This is a genomic window from Gleimia hominis (genome assembly GCF_032085515.1).
Taxonomy (GTDB): domain Bacteria; phylum Actinomycetota; class Actinomycetes; order Actinomycetales; family Actinomycetaceae; genus Gleimia; species Gleimia hominis.
Genome location: NZ_JASXSX010000005.1, coordinates 1 through 18,710 on the forward strand (window position 1 = coordinate 1; position 18,710 = coordinate 18,710).

General features: G+C 57.8%; 14 protein-coding genes. 11 read left to right on the forward strand and 3 right to left on the reverse strand.

The genetic code is table 11. The features are described 5' to 3' along the window. Positions 1-618 precede the first annotated feature (618 nt). Complete coding sequence (locus QS713_RS08285; protein WP_313274398.1) at positions 619-2,892, forward strand: bifunctional metallophosphatase/5'-nucleotidase; 2,274 nt, start codon at positions 619-621, stop codon at positions 2,890-2,892. Between the two features lie 194 nt (positions 2,893-3,086). Here the strand turns inward: QS713_RS08285 and QS713_RS08290 are convergent, their stop codons facing one another. The 3 genes from QS713_RS08290 to QS713_RS08300 are packed head-to-tail and all read right to left on the reverse strand — an operon-like array spanning position 3,087 to position 6,973. After that, positions 3,087-4,556, reverse strand: a complete 1,470-nt coding sequence (locus QS713_RS08290; RefSeq protein WP_313274401.1) for a cupredoxin domain-containing protein — start codon at positions 4,554-4,556, stop codon at positions 3,087-3,089. After that, the gene (locus QS713_RS08295) at positions 4,543-5,784 is read right to left on the reverse strand and encodes a hypothetical protein (protein WP_313274404.1); all 1,242 of its coding nucleotides are present in this window, start codon (positions 5,782-5,784) and stop codon (positions 4,543-4,545) included. Before QS713_RS08295 ends, QS713_RS08290 begins: the two co-directional genes overlap by 14 nt. Further along, positions 5,771-6,973 carry a DUF8744 domain-containing protein gene (locus QS713_RS08300; RefSeq protein ID WP_313274406.1) on the reverse strand — a complete coding sequence of 401 codons (1,203 nt, stop codon included), beginning with the start codon at positions 6,971-6,973 and terminating at the stop codon, positions 5,771-5,773. Before QS713_RS08300 ends, QS713_RS08295 begins: the two co-directional genes overlap by 14 nt. Positions 6,974-7,161: 188 nt before the next feature. Between QS713_RS08300 and QS713_RS08305 the strand changes: the two genes are divergently transcribed. From QS713_RS08305 to QS713_RS08350, 10 genes are all read left to right on the forward strand, one after another. After that, positions 7,162-9,819 (forward strand): HAD hydrolase-like protein, encoded by a 2,658-nt coding sequence (locus QS713_RS08305; protein WP_313274407.1) that lies wholly within the window; start codon positions 7,162-7,164, stop codon positions 9,817-9,819. Then, positions 9,803-9,925 carry a hypothetical protein gene (locus QS713_RS08310; RefSeq protein ID WP_313274410.1) on the forward strand — a complete coding sequence of 41 codons (123 nt, stop codon included), beginning with the start codon at positions 9,803-9,805 and terminating at the stop codon, positions 9,923-9,925. Before QS713_RS08305 ends, QS713_RS08310 begins: the two co-directional genes overlap by 17 nt. Then, positions 9,925-10,746, forward strand: coding sequence for a TlyA family RNA methyltransferase (locus QS713_RS08315; RefSeq protein ID WP_313274412.1), 822 nt, complete (start codon positions 9,925-9,927; stop codon positions 10,744-10,746). The genes QS713_RS08310 and QS713_RS08315 overlap by 1 nt, the downstream gene beginning before the upstream one ends. A gap of 118 nt (positions 10,747-10,864) precedes the next feature. Beyond that, entirely contained in the window at positions 10,865-11,710 is an 846-nt protein-coding gene (locus QS713_RS08320) for an NAD kinase (protein WP_313274415.1), read from the forward strand. Beyond that, on the forward strand, positions 11,707-13,362 hold the full coding sequence (gene recN, locus QS713_RS08325) for a DNA repair protein RecN (protein ID WP_313274417.1): 1,656 nt from the start codon (positions 11,707-11,709) through the stop codon (positions 13,360-13,362). Before QS713_RS08320 ends, recN begins: the two co-directional genes overlap by 4 nt. 2 nt (positions 13,363-13,364) lie before the next feature. Then, positions 13,365-14,558: a putative cytokinetic ring protein SteA gene (gene steA / locus QS713_RS08330; RefSeq protein ID WP_313274585.1), complete on the forward strand. Its 1,194-nt coding sequence runs from the start codon at positions 13,365-13,367 to the stop codon at positions 14,556-14,558. 13 nt (positions 14,559-14,571) lie between these two features. Then, positions 14,572-15,501 carry a copper transporter gene (locus tag QS713_RS08335; protein WP_313274419.1) on the forward strand — a complete coding sequence of 310 codons (930 nt, stop codon included), beginning with the start codon at positions 14,572-14,574 and terminating at the stop codon, positions 15,499-15,501. A 31-nt stretch (positions 15,502-15,532) separates the two neighbouring features. Continuing rightward, positions 15,533-16,363, forward strand: coding sequence for a beta-carotene 15,15'-monooxygenase (locus tag QS713_RS08340; protein WP_313274420.1), 831 nt, complete (start codon positions 15,533-15,535; stop codon positions 16,361-16,363). Further along, complete coding sequence (murJ, locus tag QS713_RS08345; protein WP_313274422.1) at positions 16,360-18,006, forward strand: murein biosynthesis integral membrane protein MurJ; 1,647 nt, start codon at positions 16,360-16,362, stop codon at positions 18,004-18,006. Before QS713_RS08340 ends, murJ begins: the two co-directional genes overlap by 4 nt. Beyond that, a complete protein-coding gene (locus QS713_RS08350) occupies positions 17,996-18,628 on the forward strand; it encodes an NUDIX domain-containing protein (protein WP_313274588.1) in 633 nt (210 codons plus the stop codon). The genes murJ and QS713_RS08350 overlap by 11 nt, the downstream gene beginning before the upstream one ends. The last annotated feature ends 82 nt before the right edge of the window (positions 18,629-18,710 follow it).

Here is an 18,710-nt window from a genome sequence, read left to right on the forward strand (position 1 = left end):
AGACACCGCCACACACAAAACACATTAAACAATTTGGGGGCCGGCACACACTAGTGCCGGCCCCCAAAACACACCCAAAACCACGCAGCACACAAACAACACACACGCAAGCCACATAACACCCACAATCAACACGCCAAAACATTCTTTCCAAAACACAACCAGAACACCACAAAACACACGCAAACAACACGCACGTGCTTGACCAAAACGCGCAAGGCAGAACCAGTGGCGAGGAATTGGCGTGTTAATGAGTTCTACGTATTTCCTCCCTAACCCGCCCGGCAGGCAGACAAGTCGCAGGGATGCGATGCTCGGACGATGGCCGCGCAAATTCGCTATGCTCGAAGGATGTTTACGCAAGGACGCGATGCTTGAATGCTAGCTCAGCAAAGGCGCGATGCTCGCACGCTTGACTTACGTAAGGCTTGTCATTTGGTGAGACTCGCAAGCACGTCGTCAGATGAGCTGTCGCTGCACTTGAAACCTATGTTGTTTAGTTACCGGTTACCTAGAATTAAGATAGGTGCTAGCGAAAAAACTTGCGACGTGTAACACTAAGTTCGTGACTAATTGGCCACAATCCGTTAACTGAAGCTGAGGAGCTTAGGAGAACGCATGAATACGTTCAGACGAACCGCCGCAGCACTGGGAGTTTCCGCTCTCGCACTGCTGTCCTTCCCGCAAGCCGCGCTTGCTGACGATACAACCAGCGACGGCGGCGCTGATGTCGTAGAGCTGGACCTTTACAAACTCACAGACGTTCACGGTCACATAGACCAAGTCAAAAAAGACGGTAAGGTAACAGAAGCAGGTATCGCATCCATGGGATGCTACCTAGATGCAGCCATGGCTGACAACAAAAACAGCTCATTCACCCTGCTTGGTGACAACATCGGCGCGTCCCCTTACCTCTCCGCAGCGCTCAAAGACAACCCCACTATCGAAGCGCTAAACGAACTACACCCCGAGGCGTCAACCATCGGGAACCACGAACTAGACATGGGGCAGGACGTATTCAAAGCTAGGGTAGATGGCTCAGACCCCGAGTTCGTACAGCTGCAATTCCCCTACCTCGGAGCCAACGTCGAAGGCCTCGGAGAATACAAAGCAGCAGACGGAACGATGAAACCCTACCTGGGGGACTACGTCATTAAAGAAATGCCAGCTGGCGCGAAAGTAGCGTTCATTGGCGCAATTGCACAAGACGTACCCTACAAACTGTCACCCAAAACAACAGAAGGCATGGAGTTCAACGATCCGATTGAACGGATCAATACACTCGCCAAAGACCTCAAAGAATCTGGTAAAGCAAACGTGGTCGTAGCCATGCTTGACGACGACGTTAAAAACAACTACCCGAAGATGGGTAAATACGTAGATGCCCTCATGGGTGGCGACACGCACGTGCCATATGACTTTGACATGGTCTCCGGATCTGAGGGCAACAAACTCTCAGCAGTGGCCTCAGGAAGCTACACAGATAACCTGGGCCTCATAAAAATTAAATACAACACCAAAACCAACAAGGTTGTTGAATCAAACGCAGACCTTATTCCCGCAGCAAAAGTAGCCGAATGCGGGCAGAAGACGCAGATCCAAGAAAAGATTGACAAAGCCAAAGAAGCTTCCGAAGCTAAAGGAAACGAAATCATTTCTTCCAACGTGAATGGTCCATTTAAACGGGGCGTGTTCACAGAAGCAGGAGGGCGAACCTCACCGGGGTCAAACCGCGGGATTGAATCCTCCCTTGGCGACCTGGTTGCCGACTCATTTAAAGAACGCGTCAAAACCAAAGAAGGTGAAAGTGTTGACATCGGCATCATCAACGCCGGTGGTTTGCGCGAAGACCTGATCCCCAATGAAAAAGGTGAAGTCACCTACCAACAAACGTTCGCGGTACAACCATTCTCCAACTACGTGGGGTACACTTCCATCACCGGTGCGGACTTCAAAGAGCTCCTAGAGCAGCAGTGGAAGACCAATCTGAGCAGCCAAAACTCGCGTCCAATGCTGAAACTAGGTTTGTCCTCAAACGTGTCCTACACGTACGACCCAGCTGCGGAGTTCGGGAAACGAATCACCTCCGTGCTGATCGATGGTAAGCCCGTGCAAGCAGACAAGAAATACACAATTGGCTCATCCGTGTTCATCCTCGAAGGTGGGGACTCGTTCCCAGCAATCACCAAACAGGGGGACCCGATCGTGTCCGACGGGGTTGACCGCGACCTGTTCAACGACTACCTGAAGAGCAAAGACACCATTAAACCACGCGAAATCAAAGGCTCGGTAGGTGTAACACTACCGAAAGACCCAGTGGAAAACGGTAAAGAAATCTCGATTGCTCTACGCGGACTCTCATTCTCTGAAGGGCCATCCATCACCAAACAGGTGAGCGTGAAGGTTGGCGACACGGAAGCGAAAGCAAATGTAAACAACGACCTCACGGATGCGAACGCAGAAAATGAGAAAGCGATCATCACTACCGATGGTGCTGGGCAAGCCAGTGTCAAAGTGAAGGCGCAAGCGGACTGCGATGCGAACGCGGGCAAGAACGTGGCGCTACCGGTGCGAGTATCCACCGACTTTGGGGAAGTAGTGAAAGCAGACAACGGTCTTGCTGTAACTGTTAACTGCCCAAAGAAAGCGACCACACCTGGCACCAACCCGTCAGAAGGGGGCAACCAGCAAGGGGGCAACCAAGGTAACCAAACCACACCGCCGGCAAACAACAACGCTGGTACAAAACCGGGCCACGTTGCGAACGGCAAGCAGCACAACGCAAGCGGGAAACTGGTTCGCACAGGTGCGCAAGTAACCGGTGCAGTAATCGGAGCTGCGGCACTTCTCGTACTAGGAGCCGGGCTAGTTTACGCAATGCGCCGCCGCTAAACGGCACAACGAAAGTAGTTCCGCAACCAAGCTAGCGCATAAACGCCCCACACCGGCAGGAAAACGGCCGCACACCGGTCAGAAAACGCTAGCGGACACAGGCAGCGAAACTACACAGAAGGTGGGCTGCAGTACCAATCCAATGGACTGCAGCCCACCAGCATATCGGAGCGCAAATAAGGCCTCTGAAAGATCTAATCCGTCACGTGCACAAGGCCAAGAGCGCCCTTCTCGGCATTCATCATCTGATGGTCAACGAACTTGTAAGTGCCCGCCTCTGGAAACACCATCTCGACAAAACCACCCTCCGAAGCATGCAAACCCAGAGTCTGAGCCCCCGCCCACTGAGGGGACGAACCGTTTCGCACCAGGTACGTACCTTCTTTGAACACGGTGTCGAACTGGCCGCCGATAACGTGGAAACTCGTTCCATAGTTCGGGCCGGCCGCCATCACCCAAAAACGCACGCGCTGACCAGTTTTAACTTCCAGCGGCTTCACGTTGTACTGATAGGGAATCCCATTAAAAACCACGTAGTCCGCAGTTCCCGCCATTGCCTTCCCCGCATCCGGTTCGTTCTTGTCATTGAGGTACACCTCGGACTGCACCAGCGTGAACTCCTTGTCTACGGGCGACAAATTAGGCGGATCCACGATAACAGCCCCGTGCATTCCCGCTGACATGTGCATAGACATGGGCATCGCCCCACAATGATAAAGCCACATTCCAGCCCGCTCAGCTTTGAACGTATACGTTAGGGACTCGCCCGGGGCTATCTGTCGCATAGGCTTATCCGGAGCTAGGAACGACGCGTGGAAATCCACTGAATGATTCATAGTTCCCTTATTCACCAGCGTGACTTCGAAAGTATCCCCAACCTTCCCACGCAGCGTGGGGGCAACGGGCTTGCCGTTGAAAGACCAGATCGTGCGGTTCAGGCCAGCGCCCATGTCGAACTGACCTTCCCTCGCCTCCAACTTAACGCGGTGCACGTTTCCTGGTTTTAAGCGCGGTGCGGTCGCATCCACAGTTTGCGCTGCAGGCTGGTTCGTGAAGTCTCCCATGGGAAGAGTCCGTGTCTCGGTCCCTGCGCCCGCGGCACCACTACTGCCGTGACCGCCATGGTCCGCGTTGTCACCGCGGGCACTATTGTCACTGGGATCAGAGTGATTGTTGTTGGAAGAACCAGGATTGTCGCCGTCGGCGGCCTTAGTAGTTGTAATATCCAGCGTCATTCCCATTTGCCGGTGGCCGGGCAGCGTACACCACCCTTGAGTTGCTTCAGAAACCACACCGGCTTCAAGGGTCACGGATTCGCCGGGTTGCACAAATCCTGTTTTTGGTCCGGTCTCCAGCTCCAGATCGTGAATCATCGTGTCCTCGTTCTTGAGGTGGATGGTCACCGAAGCTCCAGCTTTAACCTCGATCTTGTTTGGAACAAACTGCATTCCTTTAATCACGATATCCACGGTTTGGGTTTCCCCACTCGCTGCATGGCTAGCGCTAGTCTGATTCTGGGTATCGCCCGGCGAAGACGGTGGGTCCACGATTGCTAGTGAGGTGAACAGCACCGCAAATACCGCGGCCGCCGCCACCAGTAGGGGCCAGTTAGCCCCCGGGCTCGTGAGTTTCTTGTTTGCAGGGGAGATATTAAGCGGCTGCATGGTTTCTCCGAAGAAGTGCCTGGCGAACAGAAGCGTGGATAAGTACTACAAACGACCACAACAGCGCGAGGCCCGCCAGTGCCCACCCCAGTGCGGAACCACCCGCGGGCAGCAGGAGGGCTGCGACACCACTCGCGTTGAGTATGAAGAGCCGGACCTCACGGTACGAGTTTATGTACCGCAATGCGGTTTTAACGCACCGGGGCCCGCCTCCAATTAAAACTGGAAAAAGGTAGCTCATCGCGGCAAGCACGATCTGCACGACCCCCATCAGTACGATCGTGAGCGGGGTTTGCATGAGGGGACGCAAACCTCCGGCGCGCAGGGCAAGAACAGTGCCAACGGCGATCGCCACAAACCCAGCTACGACCCAGGCGAGGCCGCAAACTAAACTCAGGGCAGCGAAATCACCGGGGCGTTTCCCCCACCCAACCTTAAAGACAGGAACCAGCACAAGCAGCGCGCACAGCGAGTAAAGTCCAACGGCGAGGCACATGGCCTCAGGAGATTGAAACAAGGCCGCAACCCCAACGCCAAAAATACACATAACCAACAGGGGAAGCGCGAGTTTAGCTGATTGCGCCGCACTTGGGTCCATGCGGGTGCGGAAAATGGTGGGGCCTAAAGTGACGAGCGTTCCCAGCAAAGTGAGCCCAATGAAGCCCGTCACGTTAACGAGGGCGTGGGCACTGGTGGCTGCCTCCCGCCAAGCTGAAACGCGTGATGGTGGGCTGCCAAGCATGTCCCAAACCGCGAAGAAAGCTAGCCCAATCCCAACGATAAGAAAGAAACACGCGAAAATGTAATAAGCGGCTAAGACCGCGAACTTCGACCGAAATGGTGCTTTAAGAAATGCAACTGCTAGTGCCGCGGCGTGCCAGCAAACTGCACCGAGAATCACAACACCACCTAATAGTGCGAACCGGAATGCGTGGGTGAACATGGCGCCCATCAGCACCACTGCACCCACCGTGAAGCAAATGAGCCGGGTGGTTTGCCCCGCGTCACCGCGATCCCCAAACCGCAATAACGCGGCCGCGAAATGCCACGACCAAGTGAGAATCGAAGTGCCAATTAAACCGAGGGTAACCGTGTGCACACTGACCCACCACGGTTGCCCCAGCCAATGGGCATTATCCGTAACGTTCACGACCAGGATGATGAGCGCGAAAACCACCCATGCGCTCAGTATGTGCCGCGAAACCACGTGTGCTTTAGTGTGCCGCATTATTATTCGCGTCTTTCAGACTAGATTTTTCGCGTGAGGCTGTGGGCGCTGGTATGTGTTGCGGTTTCGCCTCGCGTTTCTTGTGCCGGATCCACCAGGGACGCACCCCGGCTAGAGACAGCACGGAAAGGACAAACAGCAGTGTCGTCATGATGTTGAGCGCCCCGCCCCATTGCCAAAGAAACGTAATCTGGCGGGCAGCACCAAAAACAAACCGGATTATTAAACCAAGGTGCAATAGGGCCAGTGCCACCCATAGAACTGGGTGCAGCGGGATTGAGCGGTGCGCAATCGCGGGAATAATGATGGGGGCGTGCGCAAAAATCATGGACAGGGTGAAACCTAGCGTGATGGAGTGGATAAGCGTTTCATAAAGGAACCCGGCTTGCACGTTCCCACCCAGAATCCATATCAGAGCGCCCGTGAGCAACCAACCGTACCCGGCGAGCATGGCGGCGGCCATAAACCGGGCGAGCCCAGTTGCACGCACGGTTTTACGCGCAACGTCGAAGGTAAACATCGCAAGCGTGAGTGCCGCCAATAAAAACCCGAGCACAGTTAAAGCAGCTGCGGGGGTGAAAAGCGTAAATGGTAACGTCGCGACGATGAGTGCGACGAGGCCAAGAACCAGGTGCTCGCGGCCGGGGCGGGTGAACTCAATCCGCGCCAGTTCAAGGCGCTCACCAATAATGGTTAGCACGGGGAACATGAGGACGAAGCCAACGATAGCGGGTACTTCCCAGCCGCTGGTCCACAGAACTATCGCCCCTAGTGCGCTGACCGCACCTGCAAGTTCGATAGTGGTAGCGCCCGCCCACTGGCGGCGTAAAAAGAGTCCGTAGAGACCGCACAGGGTGAGCATTCCTAAACTCATGCTGCTGCCGCATATGAGCCGGGGTGCGCCAAATGCGGCCAGCAGCGCACCGGCACCACTGAATACGGGTGCTGCGTACCCCCACAGTTTTTGGGCACTTACGGCGCGTTCCAATCCGATTGCGGTTCCAAGGAATCCGAATATCATAATGATTCCGTGGCGCAGTGCAAGTTCGGTGCTGTCAACGGGCGCCCATGCCCCCAGGCGGACGGCCGCGAAGTTTAGGCCCGCCAGGAGGCTGGCGCCGGCTAGGAGCAGGATTAGGACGCGTGGAAATACCCGCGGTTTGGAACGTGCTCTACTTTTGGTAACCATTGCCTCCTATTATTACAGAAAAACCCGTGTTTAATTAAGGTGTGGTAGTGAGCGTAGTATCACCCAACTAGGCGGGTCAGTGGTAGTTTTGGTCGGTACAATATTTGACGTAGATACCTGAGGTAGGGTCTGCAGCGACACGAGCCAGTGGCTCCTCGCTTAAATGAATCAAGTGAAGGCGTGAATCCATGAGTAATGAATCGGGTTTCAGTAGGAAGTGGCGAGACGAGGGGTCCGACCACCAGCAGAAGAAAGGCTTTGGCGACCGCGGGAAACGTGGCTTCGGTAACCGAGGGGACCGAGGTAAACGAGGTTTCCAAGCGGATCGCAGTTCTTTTGAGGGCAACCGATTCGACCGGGATGGCCAGGCGGATTCGAATGATCGACGCAGTGGCGCCGACCGCGGGGAGCAGCGTCAGTTTGGGCGCCGTGGTCAGCGCGATAATTATCAGCGCAGAAACCGCGATGGGCAACGCCGGTTCGACCGTGAGGACGGGGGGCAGCAGCGCTCCTCTGAACGGCGTTTTACTCGGCGGCAGGGCGGTCAGCGCGAGGCCGGTTCGGGTGAACGCCGGTTTGATCGGTCCGGTTCGAAGCGCCGCTGGGATAACAAAGGTGGCTTTGACAGACGCGGTTCGGGTAATCGAGAGCGCGGCGGTTTCTCTCGTGGACGGCGCGCAGATCGCAGGGATGATTACCGGGGGCGGCGCCAGTTTGATCGGGGAAACAACCGCGGACACCGCCACGAGGAATACAACGTCAACGACCAGTTCGACCGCGAGTTCGACGAGCAGAATAACCAGATTGACGGTTTAGAAATCCCCGCGGGCGTGGAAGCATCAGAGTTGGATTCGCAGGCGTTCGCAGCGTTGCGCACCCTGGGGGAGCGCAACCAGGAAGTGGTTGCGAAACTGCTCGTCATGGCGGGCCAGCTGATTGACTTAGAACCAGAGCTTGCGTATTCGTATGCGCAGGCAGCGGTGAAACGCGCAGGCCGGGTGGATGTTGTGCGTGAGGCAGCAGCGTTGACTGCGTACGCTTCGGGCCGGTATGCGGAAGCGCTGCGGGAAGTGCGGGCATTGCGGCGGATGCGCGGTGACTACTCACTGCGCGCGGTAGAGGCCGATTGTGAACGCGGGCAGGGCCGGCCTCAAAAAGCATTAGAACTCATTGAAGACACGGATTTGACGCACGTGGAACTCGCTGAACAGGTCGAGCTGGTGCTGGTCGCAGCCGGGGCTCGCAAGGACTTAGGCGAGTTGGAAACAGCGCTAGTGCTGGTTGGGGATGCGCTGGCGAAACTCGGTCCAGACAGTGACGACGACATGCGGCGGCGGCTGATGAGCGCGCAGGCTGAGTACCTGAACGATCTTGGTCGCACATCGGAAGCAGAGCAGGTGGAAGCGCAGATCCCAGCTGAACCTGAGGATAACGACATTATTGACGCGCAACTACTTGCCACTGCGGATGTGGATGCGAAGCGGTCGGATCTGAAGGGAAGTGCGGAGCCACTAACGGACAGGTACGATGCGGTTTTGCTGGACCTCGATGGCGTGTGCTACATGGGGAAGAACCCGGTTCCGTACGCTGCTCAAGAGGTGGCGAAAGCCGTTGAGTCCGGTATGCAGCAGGTGTTTGTCACCAATAATGCGGCGCGCAGCCCTCAGGCCATTGTGGAGCAGTTAACTTCATTTGACCTACCGGCTGATACAAAACACGTGATGACTGCGGCGATGGATATTGCCCATATTATGTCTGAGGAACTTCCCGCTGGTGCACGCGTTTATGTGATCGGTGGACAGGGACTGCGTGAGGCCGTGCAGGAAGCTGGGTTTGAGGTAGTTGCAAGTGCTGATGACCATCCGGATGCGGTAGTGCAGGGGTTTGACCGTTCGGTAGATTGGCAGACGCTGTCTGAAGGCGCGTTCGCGATTAACGCGGGTGCTAAGTACTACGCGTCTAACCTGGATGCGTCCCTGCCTGTGGAGCGCGGGTTCGCCCTCGGTAACGGGGCGTTGGTGCGTGCGGTGCGGTATGCGACGAACGTGAAACCGACGGCGGGTGGTAAACCGCTGCCGGGGATTTACCACCGGGCGACCGCTCTGGTTGGGGCGGAGCATCCAGTGGCTGTTGGGGATCGGTTAGAAACGGATGTGGCTGGTGCGCTGCAGGCGTCGGTGCCGTGTCTGCACGTACTAACCGGGGTGCATGACGCGAAAGCAGTTATTCTAGCGGAGCGCGGTTTGCGTCCGCAGCTGGTGCATACCGATATGCGGGGTCTGAACGAGGCTCACCCGCGTCCGCAGCACCACAAGGATGGCACGTGGACGTGCGGGGTTAGCCAAGTGGCGCAGGTGATTGGTAACCAGCTGTCTTTGGATGGTGTGGTTTTAGATTCCGATAACGTCCAGGTGACATTGGATTCGTACCGCGCACTCATTGCGGCCGCGTGGGAGTATTCCGAAACCGGTTCCAAAGTGGACTGCCCCATAATCCAGGTGGTTGATAACGACGATCCGAACGGGATTGTGAATCCTCCTTCCCAGCCTGAGGACGTTTCTAACCCCGAGGGAAATGCGCAAGCTGAGGATGATTCGGAACCTGCGGCGAGTGCACGACCGGAGGGCACGAGCGAACAGGCAGAGGCCACTTCGACAGTAGAGGAGATGGAAAGCGAAGACCTGGGGGTGAAACCGGGTGACCCGGACGCGCCCAGTGACGCGCAGCTCGATCAGGTTGATGTGGAATCGGTGCCGGCTTTTCTACCGGGTGAAGAAGACCTCAAGGAACTGATGGAAAACACCCGGCACCTGGAAGAAGACGAGGTAGATGGGGACGGAAACTGAACCCGACTGGGAGCACCTGCAAGACCTCGACCTGGGGGAACAGTTGCGGGTGCTGCGCGAAGCGGAAGCCCGGTTACGCGCTGAGCTAGATCAGGTTGATAGCTGATGGCTGCGCGCAGGCGTTTAGATACGGAACTGGTGCGGCGCAAACTAGCGCCTTCGCGCACCATTGCCGCAGATTTAATCCATGCCGGTCACGTGCGTCTCGACGGGATGGTGGTGTACAAACCCGCCCGCCAAGTAGATCCGGCGCAAGCGATTGTGGTGGATGAACGGGCGCGGGACGACTACGCCTCAAGAGGGGCGTATAAGCTAGCGGGTGCCTTGGATCTGCTTGGTTCCAAGGGCCCGCAAATCCGCGGGCAACGTTGTTTAGATGCGGGCGCGTCAACCGGGGGATTTACCGATGTTCTACTGCGCCGCGGTGCCCGCTCGGTGGTGGCGGTAGACGTCGGATACGGGCAGCTGATATGGCGGCTCCAATCGGATCCACGCGTGCAGGTACTCGACCGGACCAATATCCGCTACCTAGAACCGGAGGCCGTGGCACCACTACCCAGCGTGGTGGTGTCAGACCTATCGTTCATCTCGTTGACCCTCGTGATCCCGGCTCTGGTACGATGCGCAGAGCCGAACGCCGACTTCTTATTGATGGTAAAACCCCAATTTGAAGTCGGTAAAGGCCACGTTGGTGCCGGCGGCGTCGTGCGCGACGTGAACTTACACCACCGGGCAGTGATGGGGGTTATCCACAGTGCAGCGCAAGCAGGGCTAGAACTGTATGCTGTGGCTGCGAGCCCTCTTCCGGGGCCAGCTGGGAACGTAGAGTACTTCATTGCCCTCAAACGCGAACACAAGAACCCAATCGAAAACCCATCTAAATCCGTGTGGCAGGCAATCGAAACTGGGCCAGCGGGATCTAGCTAACCGCGCATCGGCATCCGGGACGTCCACCAGCGGGCCGGTGCGGGAAGGATTCGCATACACTCATTAATAGACGTGCGAGCAAGAAAAATAGACGTGTGAACAGGAAGAAAGGGGCCTAATGGCGCATCGGCGCATAATGTCGGTTATTAACGTTAATCGCGACACGGCTCAAAACGCCGCGGATTCTGTTCTAGACGGCTTGCGTTCAGCAGGTATCGAAGTGGTAGACGCAACCAGTACGGAACCTGTTGAACTACTCCTCGTCTTCGGCGGTGACGGCACTATCTTGTGGTCCGCCCCCAAAGCGCGCGAACGCGACATTCCCCTCCTGGGGGTGAACATGGGGCACATGGGATTCATCGCGGAAGCAGACGTGCACTCACTCCAATCGGTAACGCAAAAAGTTATTGCCCGCCAGTACACGGTAGAAAAACGCATGACCCTAGAAATTGACGTGCTCCTACCGGATGGGAGCGTGCAGCACGACTGGGCGATTAACGAGGCCGCGGTGATGCGAACGGACCTGGCGCACCCAGCGCACCTCGGGGTGGGAGTCGACGGGCAGGGCGTATCCACATACGGGGCGGACGGCATAATCCTCTCCACCCCAACCGGGTCAACCGCATATAGTTTCTCCGCCGGTGGCCCAGTGCTGTGGCCGGACACGGAAGCAGTGCTCATGGTGCCGCTCGCAGCCCACGGGCTGTTTACCCGGCCCCTCGTGGTAGGTCCAAAATCGGAACTGGAAGTAAGCGTCATGGAGGACCAGTGGGCAGACCTGGAAGTGTGGTGCGATGGGATCCGCAAAATTACCGCGCCTTCGGGCACCCGCATCCTGTGCCGGCCGTCTAAACAACCCCTAAAACTGGCGCGGCTAACGGACATTCCTTTTTCAACGCGTCTGGTGACCAAGTTTGACCTGCCCGTCAGAGGGTGGCGAGAAAACCCGGGGGACGCGCTGTGATAGAGACTATCCACATTGAGAACCTGGGGGTCATAAAAGAAGCGGATCTAGATCTAAAACCCGGTTTAACGGCTTTGACCGGGGAAACCGGAGCGGGTAAAACCATGGTGTTAACCTCCCTGCAGCTGCTGTTAGGGCAGCGGGCTGCGCCGGGGAAGATCCGCGCGGGACAAGAACAAGCGTTAGTTGACGGCGTATTCGTGATTGACAAGCAAGCGGCGAACAGCCTGGAGTTGGACGATGACGAAGTGGTGATTACGCGCAAGCTGATGTCTTCACGTTCGCGCGCTTATTTGAATCGCCGGCCCGTGTCCCTTTCCGTGCTCACAGACTTGGCGCCTAAGGTCGCGGTGATTCACGGGCAGTCTGAACAGCTGACCTTGCGGTCCAAGAGTAGGCAGCGGGCCCTTTTGGACGAATTTGCGGGTGAAAAACACGCGGATTTGCTTAGTGTGTTCCATGAGGCGTGGGCGCAAGCAGTGGCTGCGAAACAAGCGAAAGATGCGTTTGAAGCGGATTTAGCGAATGCGCAAAGTGAGGTGGCGGCTCTTTCTGGCGTGGTGGAGCAGATTGACGCGTTGGATTTAAAACCGGGTGAGGATGAGCGCCTGCGGGTAGAGACTGAGCGCATGGTGAACGCGGAGCAGATTCGTCAGGGCATCGCTGGGGCTGCGCAGTTTCTGCAATCCGCAGATGTGTCGGCGGCGGATGCGTTAGGCCGCGCTGCGGGGATGCTCGCGAAAGTGCAGCAGTACGGTCCGCAGCTAGCCAAGCTGGTTGCGCGGTTGGAATCGGCAAGTGCCCAGGTGTCTGATCTGACTGCGGATGTTTTATCTGCCCTGTCAGACTTGGATGCGGATCCAGCGCGTTTGGATGAACTGCAGAACCGCCGCCGCACTATCAACTCTTTGCTGCGTGGGCGGGCAGTGGACGTGACTGGTTTGTTGGAATGGGCGCAGTGGGCACGGGAGCGGTTACACCAGTTGAACACCAGCGATGAGCATGTTGAAGCACTTACCGCTGCCCTGGTGCAGGCACAGCAAAAGGTTCTTGAGGTCGGAAAGAAACTCAGTGCGTCGCGCGCGCGAGCTGCGAAGACGTTCTCTAAGCTCGTGGATACTGAGCTGGCCGGCCTTTCAATGCGTGGGGCGCATTTGGGAGTAGATTTACCGAAGCGGGACAAACCCGGCCCGGACGGCCTTGAGGACGTGCGGATGCTGCTTCGGCCCCACGCCCAAGCGAACCCAGTGGAACTGGGGGAGGGCGTGTCGGGCGGGGAACTGTCGCGGATAATGCTCGCCATTGAAGTGGTCATGGCAGAGGCACAGCATGGTGCGAGTAACGTCACTTACGTGTTCGATGAGATTGATTCCGGAGTGGGCGGGGTCGCAGCCCGGGAAGTGGGGAGCCGCTTGGCCCGCTTGGCGCGGCATCGGCAAGTGGTGGTGGTGACGCACTTAGCGCAGGTCGCAGCCTGTGCCACCCAGCATTTGGTGGTGGAAAAAGAGGGCGCCACCACGCGCGTGCGGGCACTGCATGGGCAGGAGCGGATCGATGAGGTGGCGCGCTTGCTTTCGGGCGCGCGCGGTTCAAAAACGGCGCGCGCGCACGCGGCTGAACTCATAGACGCAGCAAAAGTGGCACAATCTTAATGATGAAACGTTTCTTTAGAAGATCTTCGGGGGAAGCTCCGGCGAGCATGCGGGTGCGGGTCGATGAACGCACTAAGCGTCTAGCCCGAAGGATAGAGCAAGGTGAGGTCGCGGTTATTGACCACGCGGACCTAGATCGCGTGGCCGCCGAATCTTTAGTGGTCAGAAAACCAGCTGCTGTTTTGAACGCTGCGAAATCCTCCACGGGCCGCTACCCGAACTTGGGGCCAGGGATTTTGTTGGACGCAGGTATTGTTCTGATAGACGACCTGGGGCCCGACATCATGACCCTCAAGGAAGGGCAAACGGTTCGGATTGAAGACAACGAGGTCTACGTCGGAGACGAACTGATTGCTCAGGGGACACGCCAAACCAGTGAACTCAATGAGATTGCGATGCAAGAAGCGCGCGACGGCATGTCCACCCAGATTGAAGCGTTTGCTGCCAACACGATGGAATACCTCGCGCGCGAACGCGACCTGCTGTTGAATGGCGTGGGGATTCCGGATGTGAAAACGGAGTTCAAAGGCCGTCACATGCTGGTCGTGGTGCGGGGCTACCACTATAAGGAAGACCTGGGGACGCTCAAGACTTATATTCGCGATTTCCACCCCGTCCTGGTTGGGGTCGATGGGGGAGCGGATGCGATTTTGGAAGCCGGTTTTAAACCCGACATGATCCTTGGGGACATGGATTCGGTGTCGGATAAAGGGTTGGCATGTGGCGCGGAAATCGTGGTGCATGCCTACCGCGATGGGACAGCGCCCGGTTTGGAGAGGGTGCAGAGGCTCGGGTTGTCGCACGTTATTTTCCCCGCCACTGGCACTTCTGAGGACGCGGCGATGCTCCTGGGGGATGAGAAGGGAGCGAGCCTGATCGTCACGTTAGGTACGCACACTACCCTCACGGAATTCTTAGACAAAGGACGTGCCGGCATGGCATCCACGTTCTTCACCCGCCTGGTGGTTGGTTCGAAGCTGGTGGATGCGAAGGGGGTTTCCCGGCTGTATCGAACGCGGATTTCGTCGTGGCAGCTTTTCATGCTGGCAGCAGCGGGTTTGTTAGCGATCGCACTGGCGTTGATCATGACTCCTGCGGGGCAGGCGTTCATGTCAATAGTGTGGGTTCATATACTAGACCTGGTAAATATCTTGCGTGGCTGGTTGGGGATGGCACCAAACGTGCCGACCACTTGATTGGAAGTAGTTTATGGTTGATTTTCGGTACCATTTGGTTTCACTTATCTCCGTGTTTCTAGCGTTGGCGCTGGGAGTGGTGTTGGGCGCGGGCCCACTGCAAACCCCGATCGCGTCTGGGCTGACGGGACAGGTGGAGTCTTTGCGTGAGACCCAGACGAAAACGACGGCTCAGATTGAACAGGCGCACGCGGATATTGCGAATCGCAATGATTGGATTGATGAGGCCGCGCGCCAGCTGCTGCCGAATAAACTCAAGGGCGTGAACGTGGCGGTGGTTTCTTTGCCACAGACCCGTTCTGAGGACGTGGATGCGGTCCGTTCTTACATTGAGGTGGCGGGCGGTAAAGTGAACCAGACGGCGGCTTTGACTGACAATTGGACGGCCGGTGGGATGACGCAGTTCCGCGCATCCTTGTCGTCACCGATCGCGGAGCACCTCAGTGGGGATGACCTGAAAGACGCGGGTAGTGCGCAGATCTTTGGGCAGGCGTTGACGCAGGTGCTTACGGATGATTCTGAGGATTCGAAGCTGATCCGCGAAATGCTTACGGATAAAGATAATGCCCTGGTGCAGTTCGATCAGGATCCGACGAAGTCGGAGGCAATCTTACTGGTGGGTCCGGTGCGGCCTGAAGCCGGTGAAGAACCAACCCCGACTCCTACGGGTCCCAATGCGGAACCGGACACGTCGATGCTCACGCAGCTTGGGACCGCGATTGCGAAGGCCCCGAAGTCCGGTGTGGTGCTGGGCCAGTCCGCCACTAAGGATGGTTTGATTACGGTGCTGCGCGATGAGGGGGCCGTGGTGACTACGGTCGATGGTGTGGGCAGTGCCATGGGGAATGCGTCAGCCGTTCTCGCGCTCGTGTCCGCGGGTGCGCAGGCGCGGGCTTTCGGCCAGGGGAGCGATGTGAACTCGGCTATGCCACCCTTGCCGTAGTTGAATCGGAAGTGTTAGGCGATCGAAGTTAATGGGTAAAAATAAGTGGTGGTTGGCGGTAGCAGCGTCTGCAGTGGCGGGCGCTGTTGCGGGGGGTCTGAACTGGAAACTGCGCAACCAGCCGCGTTTAGCGCGGGTCAATCATCGGGGCCAGACTGTTTCTTTATCTGAGGGCGTGGCAATCGCGAGTGCTACCGTGGGGGCCGCATTGGTGCACGACCCCGGGCTTAGCGCCGCTACTGCGGCGGTAACGGCTGCGGGAGTGTGGGACGACGTAGATCAGGGTCGCGCAGATGGTGAGAAACAAGCGAAGGGATTGCGCGGGCACTTAGCCGCGTTGAAATCCGGGCATGTTTCTTCGGGGGCAATCAAGGCTGTTGCTATCACCGCCTCCGCCGCAGCACTCGCCCTTGAGCGCAACGCGCGCTCACGCGCGGCCGGTTGGTGGATCGACGCGGGCTTAGACACCGTGATCATGGCCGGTAACGCGAACCTGTTGAATCTGTTCGATTTGCGCCCCACCCGCGCCCTCAAGGTTGCAGCCCTTCAGACACCAATCGTGGCCCGGCCTGCCCCGGCGGTAGCAGCAACCACCGCGGCTGTTGTACTGGCGACTGCGCGTAGCGACGCGCGCGCTCACACCATGATGGGCGACACTGGGGCAAACGCACTTGGGTTTTACTTGGGATCGGGGCTGTGCAAGATCCGCTCGCGCGCCACGCGGGCGATACTGGCCGCCACAATCGCGGGCCTAGTGCTACTGTCCGAACGCGTGTCCTTTACTCAGGTTATTGACCAAACCCCGTGGTTACGTGCCGTAGATCGGTGGGGGCGAGCGCAGGCGGATAACAGCGGCCTATGAGTAACGAGTCCAGCTCGGTGCCGCGGCGAGCAACGCGCCTGTTCAACGCCGCACTCACCAAGGTGGGGTTAGGTACCGTCGGGATGCTGGCGCTAGCCACGCTCGCTTCCCGCGCGTTTGGGTTCTTGCGCTGGATGGCGCAAAGTGCGTTCGTTGGTTCCGGTAGCCTTGCGGGCGCGTACGCCAGTGCGAACCAGGTGCCGAACATTATTTTTGAAATCGTTATCGGCGGTGCGCTGTCGGGAATTACCGTTCCGTTGCTGGCCGGGTTGGTTAAGCGCGGACTTAAAGACGACACGTCACGTATCGCCTCGGCCCTGTTGACATGGGTTACTTTGACGTTGAGCATCCTCGCGGTGGGGGTGTGCGCAGGCGCGCCCCTGATTGCGCAGCTCATTCCCGTGCCAGCGGATACTGTAATCGCAGATCAGCACGCGCTGCTAACCACGTTCTTGCGCATTTTTGCGTGGCAAATCCCCCTGTACGGCGTGTCCATAGTGTTAACGGGAACGCTTCAGGCGCACAAGCGGTTCATCTGGCCGGCCCTAATGCCACTGATTTCGTCTGTGGTTACTATCGGCACGTTCGTGGTTTACGCCGCGGTTACCGACCCGCATGTGGGGGTGCTGGTGTTGGGTTGGGGCACCACCTTGGGGGCGGCCAGTTTGTCCTTGCCGCTGCTGGTTCCCGTGTCGCGTCTAGGGGTGCGTTTGCGGCCTACCTTGAACCTGCGTCGCAGTGAGGCGCGGCGTGCCTGGGCGCTGGGAATGTCTGGGGTGGGCGCGTTAATCGCCCAGCAGGTGAGTGTGGTCGCGGGTCTGTGGGCGCTGCGTACCTACGGTGAGGGGGGGACAGTTGCGATTTTTCAGTACACGCAGGCCGTGTACTGGTTACCGCACGCGGTTTTCATCTACCCGTTGGTAACGGCCGCGTTCCCGATTCTTTCTGAGCATGGGGAGCAGGGCTGCTCGTCGATCTTTGAACGCACGTGTGCGCGCAGTGCACAGCGGGTGAGTGTCGGTGCGCTCGCGGGAGTGAGCCTGCTGGTCGCTATGGCACCGGTAGCAGCGCGCTTTTTCAACCTCTTAACCCCGGTTCCGGGTATGCACACTGCTCTTTGTGTCATGGCCCCGTCACTGTGGGGGTATGCGCTCTTGTACTTTGGTCAGCGGGCACTCTTGGCCGTTGGGCAGCCGAGGAGGGCGTGGCAAGTTGCTGCGTTGTCCTGGTTGGGGGTGGCCGCAGCTACGCTCGTTTTGGCGCGCGTACTGACCCCCGCGGAAGGCAGTGGGTACTGGGCGATCACGGCATTTGCCGCAGCCCACACGGTTGGGCTCACGCTGGGTGGGTTAGTGGTATTGTTTACGATTCGCCGGCAGTGTTCACCGGCGTGCCTATCTGGATACTGGGGTGTGCTCGTGCGGGCCGCGGCACTGCTCATTCCCCTGAGTGCGCTTTGTTACGCATGCACTCGGTTGATTGTTACGTGGGGGCAGGGTTTCCTGCAGGGCCTCCTGGCGTGTATCGCGGCGGCACTGGTGGGGATGGGGTTGCTCGCCGCGTGCATCATGACCATCGGGGCAAAGAGCGTTCTGGCAATTTTGAGAACTCGGATAAGTGAAAGTGATGAGGATGATTGCTGATAAACCCACGAGCTTCCCAGTTGTTGCCCACGACCGGGTGTGGCGTGGAGCCGTGTTTGACATGGATGAGGACCGCGTTCAACTTAGCGAAAACACTACGGTGGTGCGGCACTACGTGGCCCACACGGGAGCGGTTGCGATCGTGGCACTCAGGTGGAATGACGGGCGGCCGCAAGTGGCGTTGGTTAATCAGTATCGCCACCCCGTGCAGGCCACTTTGTGGGAGATCCCAGCTGGCCTGCTGGATAAGCCGGGAGAACGCCCGCTGGACGCTGCTAAACGCGAGCTAAAAGAGGAAACTGACCTGGAGGCGCAGCGCTGGGACGTGCTTGTGGATTTCTTTACTTCCCCGGGCGGGTCGACGGAAGCGTTGCGGATTTATTTAGCGCGTGAGGTTTCCGAGGTTCCCCTTGGTGAGCGGTTTGAACGCGAGGATGAGGAGGCGCTGATGCAGACCCGGTGGGTGGATCTGGAGGAGGCAGTTGCAGCCATTCATGGCGGGCAGTTACATAACCCGTCGGCGGTAATGGGGCTATTAGCCACGAAATCTGCGCTCGATAAAGATTGGGCACCCTTACGTCCTTCTGACGCGCCGTGGATGCGTTCGCCTCTGGGTAGATAACAGCACTGTCCAGCACGTACTAGCAGGTTCCATCTTGGTGAGGGTTACCTAAGTGTTGTAGGTAATCACTTTAAGTAATGAG

Bases quoted from the DNA above. Each gene is read 5' to 3' on its own strand.
- QS713_RS08295 (WP_313274404.1), bottom strand. From the start codon at position 5,784: ATGCGGCACACTAAAGCACACGTGGTTTCGCGGCACATACTGAGCGCA.
- QS713_RS08320 (WP_313274415.1), top strand. From the start codon at position 10,865: ATGGCGCATCGGCGCATAATGTCGGTTATTAACGTTAATCGCGACACG.
- QS713_RS08335 (WP_313274419.1), top strand. From the start codon at position 14,572: ATGGTTGATTTTCGGTACCATTTGGTTTCACTTATCTCCGTGTTTCTA.
- murJ (WP_313274422.1), top strand. From the start codon at position 16,360: ATGAGTAACGAGTCCAGCTCGGTGCCGCGGCGAGCAACGCGCCTGTTC.
- QS713_RS08290 (WP_313274401.1), bottom strand. From the start codon at position 4,556: ATGCAGCCGCTTAATATCTCCCCTGCAAACAAGAAACTCACGAGCCCG.
- QS713_RS08315 (WP_313274412.1), top strand. From the start codon at position 9,925: ATGGCTGCGCGCAGGCGTTTAGATACGGAACTGGTGCGGCGCAAACTA.
- steA (WP_313274585.1), top strand. From the start codon at position 13,365: ATGAAACGTTTCTTTAGAAGATCTTCGGGGGAAGCTCCGGCGAGCATG.
- QS713_RS08310 (WP_313274410.1), top strand. From the start codon at position 9,803: ATGGGGACGGAAACTGAACCCGACTGGGAGCACCTGCAAGACCTCGAC.
- QS713_RS08285 (WP_313274398.1), top strand. From the start codon at position 619: ATGAATACGTTCAGACGAACCGCCGCAGCACTGGGAGTTTCCGCTCTC.
- QS713_RS08340 (WP_313274420.1), top strand. From the start codon at position 15,533: ATGGGTAAAAATAAGTGGTGGTTGGCGGTAGCAGCGTCTGCAGTGGCG.
- QS713_RS08350 (WP_313274588.1), top strand. From the start codon at position 17,996: ATGATTGCTGATAAACCCACGAGCTTCCCAGTTGTTGCCCACGACCGG.
- QS713_RS08305 (WP_313274407.1), top strand. From the start codon at position 7,162: ATGAGTAATGAATCGGGTTTCAGTAGGAAGTGGCGAGACGAGGGGTCC.
- QS713_RS08300 (WP_313274406.1), bottom strand. From the start codon at position 6,973: ATGGTTACCAAAAGTAGAGCACGTTCCAAACCGCGGGTATTTCCACGC.